Origin of the sequence: Streptomyces resistomycificus (genome assembly GCF_001514265.1) — a bacterium.
Taxonomy (GTDB): Bacteria; Actinomycetota; Actinomycetes; order Streptomycetales; family Streptomycetaceae; genus Streptomyces; species Streptomyces resistomycificus.
This window is the reverse complement of the sequence record NZ_KQ948992.1, coordinates 524,826-538,574: the sequence shown is the minus strand read 5'-3', so window position 1 is coordinate 538,574 and position 13,749 is coordinate 524,826. Positions and strand designations below refer to the sequence as shown.

The 13,749-nt window shown below is 69.0% G+C and carries 15 protein-coding genes; 6 read left to right on the top strand and 9 right to left on the bottom strand.

Features of this window, described 5'->3' with window-relative positions; genetic code table 11:
* Positions 1–15 precede the first annotated feature (15 nt).
* The 6 genes from AQJ84_RS20630 to rsmI form a co-directional block, all read right to left on the bottom strand.
* On the bottom strand, positions 16–915 hold the full coding sequence (locus tag AQJ84_RS20630; protein WP_030043463.1) for a 4-(cytidine 5'-diphospho)-2-C-methyl-D-erythritol kinase: 900 nt from the start codon (positions 913–915) through the stop codon (positions 16–18).
* Positions 912–1,805, bottom strand: coding sequence for a 16S rRNA (adenine(1518)-N(6)/adenine(1519)-N(6))-dimethyltransferase RsmA (gene rsmA / locus AQJ84_RS20625; RefSeq protein ID WP_053190315.1), 894 nt, complete (start codon positions 1,803–1,805; stop codon positions 912–914). The genes AQJ84_RS20630 and rsmA overlap by 4 nt, the downstream gene beginning before the upstream one ends.
* 33 nt (positions 1,806–1,838) lie before the next feature.
* Positions 1,839–3,215 (bottom strand): resuscitation-promoting factor, encoded by a 1,377-nt coding sequence (locus AQJ84_RS20620; protein ID WP_030043465.1) that lies wholly within the window; start codon positions 3,213–3,215, stop codon positions 1,839–1,841.
* Between the two features lie 140 nt (positions 3,216–3,355).
* Positions 3,356–4,237 carry a TatD family hydrolase gene (locus AQJ84_RS20615; protein ID WP_053190316.1) on the bottom strand — a complete coding sequence of 294 codons (882 nt, stop codon included), beginning with the start codon at positions 4,235–4,237 and terminating at the stop codon, positions 3,356–3,358.
* 47 nt (positions 4,238–4,284) lie between these two features.
* Positions 4,285–4,653: a hypothetical protein gene (locus tag AQJ84_RS20610; RefSeq protein WP_053190317.1), complete on the bottom strand. Its 369-nt coding sequence runs from the start codon at positions 4,651–4,653 to the stop codon at positions 4,285–4,287.
* A gap of 244 nt (positions 4,654–4,897) precedes the next feature.
* Positions 4,898–5,770: a 16S rRNA (cytidine(1402)-2'-O)-methyltransferase gene (gene rsmI / locus AQJ84_RS20605; RefSeq protein WP_225889112.1), complete on the bottom strand. Its 873-nt coding sequence runs from the start codon at positions 5,768–5,770 to the stop codon at positions 4,898–4,900.
* A 97-nt stretch (positions 5,771–5,867) separates the two neighbouring features.
* Here rsmI and AQJ84_RS20600 point away from each other — a divergent pair, with 97 nt between their 5' ends.
* A complete protein-coding gene (locus tag AQJ84_RS20600; protein ID WP_053190319.1) occupies positions 5,868–7,610 on the top strand; it encodes a dolichyl-phosphate-mannose--protein mannosyltransferase in 1,743 nt (580 codons plus the stop codon).
* A 399-nt stretch (positions 7,611–8,009) separates the two neighbouring features.
* Here AQJ84_RS20600 and AQJ84_RS20595 read toward each other — a convergent pair whose 3' ends face one another.
* Entirely contained in the window at positions 8,010–8,636 is a 627-nt protein-coding gene (locus AQJ84_RS20595; RefSeq protein WP_030043471.1) for a hypothetical protein, read from the bottom strand.
* 1,027 nt (positions 8,637–9,663) lie between these two features.
* Here AQJ84_RS20595 and AQJ84_RS42370 point away from each other — a divergent pair.
* Positions 9,664–9,864 carry a type II toxin-antitoxin system VapB family antitoxin gene (locus AQJ84_RS42370; protein ID WP_157874917.1) on the top strand — a complete coding sequence of 67 codons (201 nt, stop codon included), beginning with the start codon at positions 9,664–9,666 and terminating at the stop codon, positions 9,862–9,864.
* Entirely contained in the window at positions 9,855–10,280 is a 426-nt protein-coding gene (locus AQJ84_RS41090) for a PIN domain nuclease (protein ID WP_078632289.1), read from the top strand. The genes AQJ84_RS42370 and AQJ84_RS41090 overlap by 10 nt, the downstream gene beginning before the upstream one ends.
* A 622-nt stretch (positions 10,281–10,902) precedes the next feature.
* On the opposite strand, the gene AQJ84_RS20590 is transcribed toward AQJ84_RS41090, so the two are convergent.
* Together AQJ84_RS20590 and AQJ84_RS20585 are read right to left on the bottom strand one after the other, a co-directional pair.
* A complete protein-coding gene (locus AQJ84_RS20590; RefSeq protein WP_030043472.1) occupies positions 10,903–11,577 on the bottom strand; it encodes a YdcF family protein in 675 nt (224 codons plus the stop codon).
* Positions 11,574–12,368, bottom strand: a complete 795-nt coding sequence (locus AQJ84_RS20585; protein WP_030043473.1) for a GntR family transcriptional regulator — start codon at positions 12,366–12,368, stop codon at positions 11,574–11,576. Before AQJ84_RS20585 ends, AQJ84_RS20590 begins: the two co-directional genes overlap by 4 nt.
* Positions 12,369–12,778: 410 nt before the next feature.
* Between AQJ84_RS20585 and AQJ84_RS20580 the strand changes: the two genes are divergently transcribed.
* The 3 genes from AQJ84_RS20580 to AQJ84_RS43105 all read left to right on the top strand — a co-directional run bounded on the left by AQJ84_RS20580 (position 12,779) and on the right by AQJ84_RS43105 (position 13,690).
* Positions 12,779–13,162 (top strand): RapZ C-terminal domain-containing protein, encoded by a 384-nt coding sequence (locus tag AQJ84_RS20580; RefSeq protein WP_059198848.1) that lies wholly within the window; start codon positions 12,779–12,781, stop codon positions 13,160–13,162.
* Positions 13,163–13,253: 91 nt separating this feature from the next.
* Entirely contained in the window at positions 13,254–13,430 is a 177-nt protein-coding gene (locus AQJ84_RS43110) for a hypothetical protein (RefSeq protein ID WP_157874918.1), read from the top strand.
* A gap of 89 nt (positions 13,431–13,519) precedes the next feature.
* Positions 13,520–13,690: a hypothetical protein gene (locus tag AQJ84_RS43105; RefSeq protein WP_157875023.1), complete on the top strand. Its 171-nt coding sequence runs from the start codon at positions 13,520–13,522 to the stop codon at positions 13,688–13,690.
* Positions 13,691–13,749: the final 59 nt, after the last annotated feature.

Here is a 13,749-nt window from a genome sequence, read left to right as displayed (position 1 = left end):
CCTCGCGTCCCGCGGTCAGCCGTCGATCACCGTCGCGCCCGGCGCCGGGCCCGCCGCCACCCGCACGCTGCGGCACGTGCCGGACGTCCGCAGCGCCGTCGCCACCGCCTGGGCCGACTCGGCGTCCGGTGTGAGGAACGCGGTGGTGGGGCCCGAGCCCGAGACGAGCATGGCGAGGGCACCGGCCTCGCGGCCGGCCGCGAGGGTGTCGGCCAGTTCCGGGAAGAGGGAGAGGGCGGCGGGCTGGAGGTCGTTGGAGACGGCGGCGGCGAGCGCGTCCGGGTCGCCCTTGGCGAGGGCGTCGAGCAGCGGCTGGGAGGCGACCGGCTCGGGCACGTCCAGCCCTTCCACCAGCCGGTCGAACTCGCGGAAGACGGCCGGGGTCGACAGCCCGCGCACCGCCATCGCGAACACCCAGTGGAAGCTCCCGCCGACCTCGAGGGGCGTGAGCTTCTCGCCGCGTCCGGTGCCCAGTGCCGCCCCGCCCACCAGGCTGAACGGCACGTCGCTGCCCAACTCGGCGCAGATGTCGAGGAGTTCTTCGCGGGAGGCGTCCGTGCCCCACAGGGCGTCACAGGCCAGGAGGGCCCCGGCGCCGTCCGCGCTGCCGCCCGCCATGCCTCCGGCGACCGGGATGTCCTTGGCGATGTGGATGTGGACGGCGGCCTCACGGCCGTACCGCCCGGCCAGCGCCTCGGCCGCGCGGGCCGCCAGGTTCGTACGGTCCAGCGGTACCTGGTCGGCGTCCGGCCCGGCGCAGGTCACGCGCAGCGTGTCGGCCGGGGTCACCGTCACCTCGTCGTACAGGCCGACCGCGAGGAAGACGTTGGCCAGGTCGTGGAAGCCGTCGGGTCGGGCGGCGCCGACCGCGAGCTGGACGTTGACCTTGGCGGGGACGCGGACGGTGACGCTCACGTGCCGGGCTCCTCGTGCTGGGTGTCCTCGGCGGCGCGGTGTTCCGCGATCCGGGCGAACTCCTCGACCGTGAGCCCCTCCCCGCGCGCCTGCGGCGAGACCCCGGCGGCGACGAGGGCGGCCTCGGCGGCGGCCGCCGACCCGGCCCAGCCGGCCAGCGCGGCCCGCAGGGTCTTGCGGCGCTGGGCGAACGCGGCGTCCACGACGGCGAAGACCTCGCGCCGGGAGGCGGTGGTCTTGATCGGTTCGGCCCGCCGCACCAGCGCGACCAGCCCGCTGTCGACGTTCGGAGCGGGCCAGAAGACGTTGCGCCCGATGGCACCGGCCCGCTTGACCTCGGCGTACCAGTTGGCCTTGACCGAGGGGACGCCGTACACCTTCGAGCCGGGCGGGGCGGCGAGCCGGTCGGCGACCTCCGACTGGACCATCACCAGGGTGCGCTCGATGCTCGGGAAGGTCTCCAGCATGTGCAGCAGCACCGGCACGGCCACGTTGTACGGGAGGTTGGCGACCAGCGCGGTCGGCGCCGGGCCGGGCAGCTCCCGCACCTGCATCGCGTCGGAGTGCACCAGCGCGAACCGGCCGGCCCGCTGAGGCATCCGGGCCTCGACGGTGGCGGGCAGCGCCGCGGCGAGGACGTCGTCGATCTCGACGGCGGTGACCCGGTCGGCGGCCTCCAGCAGGGCGAGCGTGAGCGAGCCGAGTCCCGGTCCCACCTCGACCACCGTGTCGTCGGGGCGGACCTGCGCGGTGCGCACGATGCGGCGGACCGTGTTGGCGTCGATCACGAAGTTCTGACCGCGCTGCTTGGTGGGACGCACACCGAGGGCCGCCGCGAGTTCACGGACGTCGGAGGCGCCGAGGAGGGCGTCTGGGGTGGGGCTGCTCACCCGACAAGGGTACGGGGCTCAGCCGGGACCCCCTCACCCGTGCAGCCGCGTCCCGCAGTGCGGCCAGGGGCTCGACCCCCGCCGTACGTACAGCTTCTTGGCGCGATGGGTCTGCTCCGCCGCCGTCGCGTCCTGGGGGCGGCCCTGGCCGCCGAGGCTCTGCCAGGTCCGGGTGTCGAACTGGTAGAGGCCGCCGTACGTCCCCGAGGGGTCGACGGCGTTCGGCCGGCCGCCGGACTCGCAGGTCGCCAGGGACTGCCAGTCGAGGTGGTCGGCGCCCCGGACGGACGTCGGCAGTTGCTTCGTGCCGACCTTCACGACCTGCGTGCGCGGCTCGCGCACCACCTCGGTGCGGGTGCGCCGGGGTTTCTGCCGTACCCCGTTGACGGTCCGCACGGAGTACGTGACCCGGCGCAGCCCCGGCTGCCCGGCCCGCTCGACGATCTCGGTGCCCCGGAACAGGGCCGGGTCCTCGATCCGCGCCGACTCGAAGGGGATCTGCTCCTCCCGGACCTCCTTGGTGCCGGTGATGCGCAGCACGGTGATCGTCTGGCCGTCGCGCGGGAAACTGTCCTGCGCCACGGAGGTGGTGTCCTGCCCGCGCAGGGTGATCCCGGCCTCCTCGACGGCCTCGCGCACGGTCGCCGCGTTGGTCCGGATCGTGCGGGCCCGGCCGTCCGCCATGACCGTCACCGCGCGTTCGGTCCGTACGTCCAGCGCGAGCCCCTCGCGTCCGATGGGCCGGGAGCGCGAGACGGACATGTACGCGCCCTCCGCGCGCACCCCCAGTTGTCGCAGCGCCTCGTCCACCGTCCGTGCCGTCGTCCACACCTCGCGCAGGTGCCCGTCGAGTGTGAGCCGCACGGGCCGCCCGTAGCGCACCGCGACCTCGTCGCCGTTGGCGAGCGCCTCGCCGGGGGCGGGTGCGACCACGTCGTGCGCCCCCATCCGCACGCCCTCCTCGGCGAGCAGTTCGGTGACGTCGTCGGCGAAGGTGTGCAGGGTGCGCTGTCTGCCGTCGACGCTCAGCTCGATCGCCTTGTCCTTGGCGACGAAGGCGGTGGTGCCGCCCGCGAGGAAGGCGACGACCAGCGCCTGGGGAAGCAGCCGCCGCATGGTGGTGTCCGATCGCTCCGCGTACCGGGCCCGGCGCCGCCGCGCGGCCCGCCCGCTCACCCCGGCCGTCCCGGCGCGCGCGACGGGTTCGGGTGCCTGCGGCGTGCTCTGCCGGGGCAGGTCGGGCAGCTCGGGTTCGCGAGTTCCCGGCACCTCGTAGGCGGGCCGGTACGTGTCGTCGTACGACGTCGGCGCCGCGTACACGCCGTAGGCCAGCGTCTCCGCGTTGTGCACATCGGGGTACGGCTCGCTCGGGCCGTAGGTCTCGAACGTCTGGTACTGCGAGTTGCTCACGCCGACACGCTCCAGGGGCCGCAGGGTCCAGAGGGGTCCGGATCGGGCCACCAGAACCTAGCGGAGCGATCGTCACTCTCCAAAGTGACGCGGCTACCCAGAGTTGTGTTCGGGCTCGGCGTTGACGGGCCCGCGGCGGGTCAGTAGCCGAACGCGCGTGCGGTGTTGGCCGCGAGTGCCGACGCCAGCGCGTCCTCGTCCATGCCGCGCACGGCGGCCATCGCACGCACCGTGACCGGAATGAGATACGGGGCGTTGGGCCGTCCGCGGTACGGCACCGGCGTCAGGAAGGGCGCGTCGGTCTCCACCAGGAGCAGCTCCGGCGGGGCCACGGCCACCGCGTCGCGCAGGTTCTGGGCGTTCTTGAAGGTGACGTTGCCGGCGAAGGACATGAAGTATCCGGCGCGGGCGCAGATCTCCGCCATCTCGGCGTCGCCGGAGTAGCAGTGGAAGACGGTGCGCTCGGGGGCGCCCTCCTCCTTCAGGACGCGCAGGACGTCGGCGTGGGCGTCCCGGTCGTGGATGACCAGGGCCTTGCCGTGCCGCTTGGCCATCTCAATGTGGGCGCGGAAGGACCGCTCCTGCGCCTCCTTGCCCTCGGGCCCGGTGCGGAAGAAGTCGAGGCCCGTCTCGCCGACGCCCTTGACCTGGGGCAGCGCGGCCAGCCGGTCGATCTCGGCGAGCGCCTCGTCCAGGCCCGCGTCGCCGCCGGGCTGCCGCGCCCCCTGCCGGGACCAGCCGTCGGGGTCGCCGTGGACGATGCGCGGGGCCTCGTTGGGGTGCAGGGCGACGGTCGCGTGCACGGCGTCGAACCGTGCCGCCGTCTCGGCCGCCCACCGGGAGCCGGCCACGTCGCAGCCGACCTGCACGACCGTGGTCACGCCCACCGACGCGGCCTTGGCGAGCCCCTCCTCCACGGTGCCCGCCTGCATGTCGAGGTGGGTGTGGGAGTCGGCGACCGGTACCCGCAGGGGTTTTGGGAGCGGCGGGGCGGCGTTCTTGTCGGCGGCGTTCGAAGGCATGCCCCGATCCTACGAAAGGGGCACGCCCCCGCCGCCTCCGGAGCGGGTCAGCTCGCCTTGCGCTGGAACGGGTGCAGCAGGTCGGACAGGTGCCAGTGGTGGTCCTCGTGCTGCCCGTCGGCTGCCGTCGGTGCCTGCGCGGGCACGGCGGACGGCGTCCGGTGCGGCCGGTGGGCCGCCTCCCGGGCCGAGGCGACCCGGCCCGGCCGCATGATCCGTACGACGTGGTTGTCGCAGTTGGTGCAGGTGGGCCGGGAGAGCGGGGAGGGCACGACCTGCCCGTTCGCGACGTAGACCACGAACTCGTGGCCGCCGGCGTCCACGTGGTGCTCTATCTCGTACGACTGCTCCCACCCGTGCCCACAGCGCATGCAGGCGAAGGAATAGGCCTCGTGAACGACGGCGATCTCACTCATGCCGGCTCCTGGGTTCCGCTGGTCGGGAGGGACGGGTACGTCCCTTGCTCCAGTGGACGCCTCCACGGGGGCGAACGCAGCAAGCCTGTCGAGTGTTGGAGCCGATTTGGGTGTTCCTTGCCGAACGGCCCGTTGACCGGCTCGGCGCTTTGCCTTATAGCGAGGCTCTTTGCGCACCCATGGGGCGCACGCTCAAAGGAGATACGCCCTGCTCAGGCCCCCTGCGCGTCCCTCTGTGCGCCCCTCAGGAAGGGCTCTTCCCCGACGCGGCGTTCTTCGCCGCCACCACCGCGTCGAACACCTGCCGCTTCGGCAGCCCCGCCTCGGCGGCCACCGCGGCGATCGCCTCCTTGCGGCGCTCCCCCGCCTCCTCGCGCACCCGCACCCGCCGGACGAGCTCCTCGGCGTCGAGCTCCTCGGGGCCGCGCTCCGGGGCCCCCTCCACGACGACGGTGATCTCCCCCCGCACGCCCTCGGCCGCCCACGCCGCCAGCTCGCCGAGCCCGCCGCGCCTGACCTCCTCGTACGTCTTGGTCAGCTCCCGGCACACGGCGGCCCGCCGGTCCGCGCCGAACACCTCGGCCATCGCGGCGAGGGTGTCGTCGAGCCGGTGCGGTGCCTCGAAGTAGACGAGGGTCCGGCGCTCCTCGGCCACCTCGCGCAGCCGGGACAGCCGTTCGCCCGCCTTGCGGGGCAGGAACCCCTCGAAGCAGAAGCGGTCCACGGGCAGGCCGGACAGCGCGAGCGCGGTGAGCACGGCGGACGGCCCCGGTACGGCGGTGACCTTGACGTCCTTCTCCACGGCGGCGGCGACCAGCCGGTAGCCGGGGTCGGACACGGACGGCATGCCCGCGTCCGTGACGAGCAGCACCCGCGCGCCGCCCAGCAGCTCCTCGACCAGCTCCGGCGTCCGGGCGGCCTCGTTGCCCTCGAAATACGAGACGACCCTCCCCTTGGGCGTCACGCCCAGCGCCTGTGTCAGCCGCCGCAGCCGCCGGGTGTCCTCGGCGGCGACGACGTCGGCCCCGGCCAGTTCCTCGGCGAGCCGGGGCGGGGCGTCGGAGATGTCACCGATGGGAGTACCGGCGAGGACCAGGGTTCCGGGCGTAGATGTCACGTGTCCCATCCTCCCAGGGGCCGACGAATGCCAACGCATCCGCACCTGAGCCACCCAAGCACGGGACTCACACAGCACGGTTCCCTACGATGGCGCGGTGACCAGTACCGCGTCCTCCATGGACACCCGGCAGGAGCAGGCCCTTCAGGACCAGCGGCCGTCGTGGCAGCAACGGCTGCGCCGTTTCGGTTATGCGGCGGGGCCCAGAGGCGACGTCCGCGACCGCCTCGTGCCGCCGTACGTCGAGCCCAGCCCGCGGTTGTGGCAGGTCCTCGGGGTGTCCAGGGAGTTCGCCGGGCGGATCACCCGCTGGTCCGCCTGGGGCGGCCCGCTGCTGGTGACACTGTTCGCGGGCGTGCTGCGGTTCTGGAACCTGGGCAGCCCGAAGAAGGTGATATTCGACGAGACGTACTACGCCAAGGACGCGTGGGCGCTCGTGCACCGCGGGTTCGAGGTCAACTGGGACAAGAACGTCAACGACCTCATCCTCTCGAACAACGGGAACGTCCCGATCCCGACGGACGCGGCTTATGTCGTGCACCCGCCGGTCGGCAAGTACGTCATCGGGCTGGGCGAGCTGATGTTCGGGTTCAACCCGTTCGGCTGGCGGTTCATGACCGCCCTGCTCGGCACCCTGTCGATCCTGATGCTGTGCCGGATCGGCCGCCGTCTGTTCCGCTCGACGTTCCTGGGCTGCCTGGCCGGCGCGCTGATGGCGGTGGACGGCCTGGCGTTCGTGATGGCGCGTACCTCGCTGCTCGACGGTGTGCTGATGTTCTTCGTGCTGGCCGCGTTCGGCTGTCTGCTGATCGACCGCGACCGGGCCAGGGAGAAACTCGCCGCCGCGCTGCCGGCCGACGCCGACGGCCGGGTCCGCCCGGACGCGCACGTCGCCGAGACGACCCGGTTCGGATGGCGGCCCTGGCGGTGGCTGGCGGGCCTGATGCTGGGCCTGGCGATCGGCACCAAGTGGAACGGCCTCTACGTCCTGGCAGCCTTCTGCGTGCTGGCCGTGCTGTGGGACGTCGGCACCCGCAAGGTCGCGGGCGCGGGCCGCCCGTACGCGGCGGTGCTCAGGCGTGACCTCGGCCTGGCGTTCCTGGCCACCGTGCCGGTCGCGATCGCCACGTACATCCTGTCGTGGCTGGGCTGGATCCTCTCCCCCACCAACGGCGACGGCGGCTACTACCGCGACTGGGCGAGTGCCGACGGCAGGAGCAGCAGCTGGTCGTGGCTCTTCCCGGACTGGTGGCTCAGCCTGTGGCACTACGAGCACGAGGTCTACAAGTTCAACATCAACCTCTCCTCGCCGCACACCTACCAGTCCAACCCGTGGAGCTGGATCGTCACCGGCCGCCCGGTCTCCTACTTCTACGAGTCCCCCGCCCCCGGCAAGGACGGCTGCCCGGCCGACGCGGGCGAGAAGTGCGCCCGCGAGGTCCTCGCGATCGGCACGCCGCTGCTGTGGTGGGTGGCCTGCTTCGCGATCCTGTACGTCCTGTGGCGCTGGTTCTTCCGCCGCGACTGGCGGGCCGGCGCGATCGCCTGCGGTATCGCCGCCGGGTACCTCCCCTGGTTCCTGTACCAGGACCGCACGATCTTCTTCTTCTACACGATCGTCTTCGTCCCGTTCCTCTGCCTGGCCGTCGCCATGCTCCTCGGCGCGATCGTCGGTCCACCGGGCTCCAGCGAAACCCGGCGGGTGGCGGGCGTCACGGGCGCGGGCGTCCTGGTGCTGCTGGTCGCCTGGAACTTCATCTACTTCTGGCCCCTGTACACGGGCACGGCGATCCCGATCGACCAGTGGCGCTCGCGGATGTGGCTGGACACCTGGGTCTAGCTGTGCAGACGTACCGAGAGGGCGCGGCAGACTGCCGCGCCCTCTCGGTCGTTGTTGGCCGTTAGCGATTGTCGTTGGTCGCCCTCGGACGGCCCGAGGACGGCCCAGCGATCGCTTCATCCCGAAGCTGGCGGGCGTCTGACCTTGCGTCGCTATGCCTCTCACCTGTTGCGATGGTCCGCAGGTGTCCGCGCTTGTCCGCCGCTGTTCATCGGCGTTGTGTCACGCAGTCAGACACCACCCTCAGTTGTTAGGGACACTGCTACGCAGGGTCGCCACTGTGCCCGAAGGCGATCGCTGCGCGACACGTGTCCAGATGCTCAGGGCAGCCGAAATACTGCTTCGGCGGAGAGTGCTTACCGTCGGCGATACGGCGCAGGTCGTGCCCGCCCCGGGCCGTCACTCAAGCGGTTGGGGAGCGACCGGGAGCTGTTCGCTGTAGAGCCAGGTGAAGGTGCGGTCAGGTTCGAGGTGCGCGTCTCCCCAGTGGATGACGTGGATGCCGTTCTCCGGGTCGGCCGCGAAGAACAGGCAAACGAGCTTCGTAGAGGCACCGAGCGCCTCGAACGTCTCGTGCAGCTCCTCGTACTCCTCCGTCATCATGTCGTCGTCGAGGGGGAAGAGGCCTTCCGGAAGCTGCGGCCCGTGTCCCAAGAGCATCCGGCGGCGGGTTGGAGAAGCGTCGGAAGCCAACCGCGCACGATCAAGCGGCTTCGGACGGTCGGCGTACTTGAAGGGGAAGAGCGCGTGGTCGTTGATGACCGCATACTCATACCCACGCACGTCCCGCACGGCTTCGCCGAGCTCCCGCGCCGTATCCGCCAGATTCTCGCGCACGGCTTCCGCCAGGGTGGCGCCGTAGGGGCTTCGCTTCTTCAGCCGGGCCGTCAGGTGCACGGCGTGAGCCCGCGCGTGAGCGCTTGCCAGTTGCACCGGAACCGCCGCAGCGAGCTGGCCGGCATGCTGCCCGAACCGCTCCACCGCCCAATCCGACGGCAGAGCCCGCCCCTCACTCAACGCAGACATGCAGCGTCCCCCTCCCCCGGTCACCCCGCTGCCAACTGTTTGACACATACACGAAGTCGCCACAAGGGAGCGATCCAGCCACCAGACGGAACGCTCCAGGAGGGTCCTGCCAGAGGAGTACCGACTCGGCGATTCGAGTCGCCGGTAGAGACGCCACAGGCAGCTGCATGGCAGCATGGCTGCAGGGGAGATCGCACGGAGGTGATCATGGGGGAAGCTGAGAGTAAGGCGGCTTTGGCTGGCGTCTATTCACAGGGGAAAGAGCCTCGGCTCGTTTCAGTTTCGGAATCTGGACATGACGAGGCTTGGGCCATTGGAGACACTCTTTTCATCGTGCCCGCAATCCCTCCCGACGCATCACCGCTCCTCGAATACGCCCTCAGAGTACGCCGGGATGCCACCTTCACAGGAAGCTGCTCGGATTGCGGAGCAAGCGTAGGAGTGCTCGCCTTCGCCAACACCACTAACACAACCCTCAACCACAGCTCAATTTCACACCGGAACAACTGTCCCGCTTTAGACGAAAACATCACTCCTCTACTACTGGAACATCACAGAGGACGAGCAGGGCAGACGCTAGAGCAGCAACTGCAAAGCGCAACAAGGCAGACGCGACTTAAAGCCGAGTCCACCCCGAAAGACAAAAGGATTCCCATTAAGAACGCCAAGTTCGAGAAATGGGCTACTAAATTTATCGACGACCACCTTGAAGCCGCATCCGTATGCGGCCATCTCAAAGCGAACGTCGCGCAAACTTGGAACATGTCAACCGGGGACGGAACCTGGAAGTGCAATGAGTGCTTTGCCTACTATCAGGAAGCCGTGAGAAAGGGAGAAGTACCTCTCTCCTATCAAGAGGAGCACACGTGTGACCGCTGTCGCAAGTTCGCTCCCCCGCTTGAACCTATGATGATTCGGATAGACAATTTCTTCATCGTGGGTGCGATGTGCTCCGCATGCTCAGCAGAGAGTCAGCAATCGCCCGGGCCCAGCCAGAGCAAGCCTCGGAGACGGAAGGGGACGCGACGTGGGTCGAACAGTCGAAAACGTCGATGAGCCGAGCTTGGCCGAAGCGCAACGCCTCCTCGGAACCTCCAGCAACCGCGACACGGTGAATGCGGCGCTGAAAGAAGTGGTGCGGCAGAAGCTGGTACAAGAATTCATCGAGATGATGAGCGAACGCGACCCGGACGAACTTGAGAGGCTGAGCTCCGAAGCATGGAAGTAAGCCCGCAATACCTGGTCGACAGCAGCGCGATGAATCGCATGAAATACGACTCCGTTCAGAAGCGACTAGGCCCCCTTATCGCGGCAGGACTCGTTGCAACCTGCGCCGCATTGGATCTGGAGGCCCTCTATTCTGCGCGGAATCCTGCAGAGTACGAAAAACTGCGGGCCACACGCGCAGCCATCTTTACTTATCTTGAGGCGAACGAAGAAGACTGGAGCCAGGCGCTAGACGTTCAGCGCTCTCTGGCCGCGAAGTCGATTCACCGCGGCCCCAGGATTCCCGACCTGACTATCGCGGCAGTCGCTTTTCGATATAAGTTGACCCTGCTCCATTACGACTCGGATTTCGACCGAATCGCAGAGCTCACCGGCCAGTCCATGGAATGGGTCGTCCCGAGAAATTCGATCCAATAGCCTCAGGCCAATTCGGCGACCTGGGAAGGTGGAACATGTCAGTCGTGCGCCCTGGGAGTGATCTATATCCAGCGCAAGACCAAGTCTGCTTCCTCTGTGCGGACACATTCGACGGCAGCGGGGACGTGGTTATGTGGGTTGGAGTTGGATACTTCATGTACCTCCATGGCCACCAGTGCGCTAGTTCCTTCGTCCTGAGACTCGCACGGGACGCCTGGCAAGTGGAGCATGAGCAAGGGCACTCACCACAGGGTGCTGCTAAATAAGGTCGGTGGAGCGGCTTTGGGCGGGAGCTACCATGGGGCTAGTGATCATGGCCCCGTATGCTTCCGGCGAGTCGGGCACTCTGTGGACCTGCCCGTTAAAGCACGACGTTGGGGCCATGACCTTCGAGGCTCGCCCCAAATGGCTGCCTAAAGCCGTGGAACCGACCGCCCCAGCCACAGAGGGTGTCTCCCACTTCATGCCCGCAGCTCGCCAGCGCGCCGCCTGGCGCGGCCAGCCGGGGCGAAGACAGAGGCAGGCCGCGCCGTAGAGGCGGCGCGCGCCCGCGCCGTGCGCGGGCCTTGATGAGGCAGGGAAGCGCAGAACGAAGCTCAGGGGGCTGCTGCCCACCCTGGCATCACGTGTCCGGGCGGGCAGCAACGTCAGCTGGCATGAGTCGGCTAGTGAATCCTTCGACGCATAGTCGCTCAAAGGCGGTTGCAACGGTGTCTGGCACGTCCTGCTCGATGGCCAAACCCAACCTCGGGAAGATGAGCACTCGTTGCAGTGCGCCCACGATCATGTCGATCACCATGCGAGCGTCCCCGATGGAGTCGGCATACTCCTCCAAGCCCATCTGTGTGGACCTGCACACCACTTCGACCTCGGGCCAGAGCTTCCGCATCATGCCGTACGAGCGCCGCTCTTCGTACGGCTTGCTCACGAGCAAGACGGACGAGACCTTGACGTCAGCCTCTGCCAACACCGCTTTCGTGAACTCGATGTTCTCGCCCGTGTTCGTGGCACACGGCTCCAGGAGTACTGCGGAATCGGGCACCCCTAGCTGCAACGCCCGCTCTCGGTAGTGCACAGCCTCACCGCGCGGCATGCGCGCCCGAGTCGTGGGGCTGGTGGCCCCCGTGAAGACGATGACCGGCGCCATGCCCTGGTGGTACAGCTCCGCCGTCACGTCAGCCACACCAAGGTCGTGACTGCCCAGCCCCACCGCCACCGAACACGGCCGTGGGTCATGGTGCATGAAGTGGTAGTCCCAAAGGAGTCGAGCATCCGCCCATTCCTGTGCCGAGATCATTCCTGCCCCTTCCTGTCCCGTGCCGAGTCGGGAACCTTGAAGTCGTACTCCCACGCGAAGCGAGAAGCCGAGTGAATGCCCACCGCGAACTCAACCACCGTGCCATCGGCGGTGTACGTGGTCCGGTGCAGCTCAACTACGGGCTCGCCGGCGGGGAGCTGCAGGAGCTGCACTTCGTCCGTAGTCGGGACGCGGGCGAACAGAGCCTCCCTCATGTGGTCGATCTCGTATCCGGCGTCGTAGAGGACCCGGTATCCGCCGCCGCGGCCGGCAGGCCCCGGGGTGGGGTCGACGATGCGTGTCCCCTCGACGTGTTCCGGCCTGTAGTAGCTAGTCAGGGAGTGAGTCGGCTGCACTCCTTCCTTCACGAGTCGGGCGCGTGCGTACACCTCGGAGCCGACCGGGACACTTAGCCCCTCCGCTACGACGCTGTCCGCTTCGACACGGCTCACGGTCTGCGTCTGCTCGTTGCGCTTGTACGCGCGCCCTGATGCGACGCGGTCAGCGATGAACGCGACTTCGTCACCGTCGCGCCACTTCGCCTTGTCGTACCGGGCGATACCCAGCCGCTTGAGCGCAGCGCGCGGACGCACGACGGTGCCATGTCCGCGCGTCGAGGTCACAAGGCCTTCAGCTTCCAAGGCCTTGTAGGCCTTGTGGACTGTCTCCTTTGAGCCTTCCCCCGCCTCGACCAGCTCTCTGATCTGGGGCAACTGGGTGCCCGGTGCCAACTGACCGCCTTTGATCTGCTCCGCGAACCTGTCCGCCAGCTCGCGCCATTTCGGTGCCACGCAGAACTCCTCTCGACGCAAACCAGTGAACCATAGTCCTAGGACTGTTGACAGTCCTAGGACAGCGTGGCACTGTCATCTCAGGCGCCGCAGTCCTAGGACAGCGGACGGAAAGGGCCCTCTTTGGGCTGCTTCCAGGCCGCACCGGTTCGGGATAGCTCGCCTCTCGGGGCGGACCCCCTGCCGGAAGTTCCTTGACAGCTCAACAGCGTGCCTGAGGTAGACCGCCCCACCTCTGCAAGCAAGAGGGCGGCGTGCGTGGGTTCTGTCCCCACGTGCGAGCGCAGCGCACTCCGGCCTTTCCGCAGCTCAAGAACTGCGGGCCGGTTGCCTCCCTCGCCCGTCCGGCCGTTGGCCGTACGGGCGAGGCGGGGGGAGCCGGAACACCCCTTCATCTCCTGGGAGTTCGCATGACCACGACTGTTGAGATCGTTTCGTTCGGCTACCTGCACGACGCGCCGCCCGCCGCGCATCTGACCATCGACCTGCGTCACCACTTCCGCGACCCGCACGTGTCGCCGGAGCTGCGCTACATGACCGCCGATGACGAGCCGGTGCGCACGGCGGTGCTGAACACCCCCGGTATCGCCGCCCTGGTGGAGGCGACCGCGACGGCGGTTGCCGCGTTCGCTGCCGGTCCCAGCGCCGGAACCGTCACGGTCGCCGACGGATGCGCCGGCGGCCGTCACCGCGCCCCGACCTTCGCCCGCGCCCTCGCCGACCGGCTCAGCTCGGCCGGCCACCGCGTCACCATCCGCCACCGGGACATGGCCAGGGACGTCGTCCAGCGCTGACGACTGCCCGCGTCGCAGGCCCCCGGGCCTGCGGCAAGGGGAGCCGGACAGACCGGCCCGACACCACCACGCAGCCAAGGGAGCCACCCGCATGAGCAAGCACGACGAGAACAACAACAGTGTCGTCATCGTCCAGGACGGCGGGACGGGCAACACGATCACGACCGAGCCCGCTTCCAGCAGCACGACCCACACGGTCGTCCAGACCGGCGAGGGCTCACGGATCATCTCGGGCGGCCTCACCGGCGGTATCAGCCAGACGTTCTGACGGCTGCCCGCCCCGCCCGTCCCGCACGGGCGGGGTCGAGGGGAGCCGGCACAGACCGGACCCGACCGACACCGACTTGAGGAGAGTTCATGTCCAGCCACCCCAGCGCCGACGACATGCGCCACTACATCTCCGAGACGGCCCGCCTCGCCGCCGACACCCCGGCCGACGACCCGCGCCACCAGCACTACCACGAGCAGATCAACAAGGTCATGGACCAGATGGACCGCGAGGGCGGCGTCTCCTACAGCCTCAAGTAACAGGCCGACCCCCCCCAGCACCATCGCCCCGGCATCCATGCCGCGAGGGTGCCGCATCG

What these genes read in the sequence shown, in the direction of transcription:
- AQJ84_RS43105 (WP_157875023.1), top strand. Translation starts at nt 13,520, where the DNA reads ATGTCCAGCCACCCCAGCGCCGACGACATGCGCCACTACATCTCCGAG.
- AQJ84_RS20595 (WP_030043471.1), bottom strand. Translation starts at nt 8,636, where the DNA reads ATGTCTGCGTTGAGTGAGGGGCGGGCTCTGCCGTCGGATTGGGCGGTG.
- AQJ84_RS20610 (WP_053190317.1), bottom strand. Translation starts at nt 4,653, where the DNA reads ATGAGTGAGATCGCCGTCGTTCACGAGGCCTATTCCTTCGCCTGCATG.
- AQJ84_RS20615 (WP_053190316.1), bottom strand. Translation starts at nt 4,237, where the DNA reads ATGCCTTCGAACGCCGCCGACAAGAACGCCGCCCCGCCGCTCCCAAAA.
- AQJ84_RS41090 (WP_078632289.1), top strand. Translation starts at nt 9,855, where the DNA reads ATGGAAGTAAGCCCGCAATACCTGGTCGACAGCAGCGCGATGAATCGC.
- AQJ84_RS20590 (WP_030043472.1), bottom strand. Translation starts at nt 11,577, where the DNA reads ATGATCTCGGCACAGGAATGGGCGGATGCTCGACTCCTTTGGGACTAC.
- AQJ84_RS43110 (WP_157874918.1), top strand. Translation starts at nt 13,254, where the DNA reads ATGAGCAAGCACGACGAGAACAACAACAGTGTCGTCATCGTCCAGGAC.
- AQJ84_RS20580 (WP_059198848.1), top strand. Translation starts at nt 12,779, where the DNA reads ATGACCACGACTGTTGAGATCGTTTCGTTCGGCTACCTGCACGACGCG.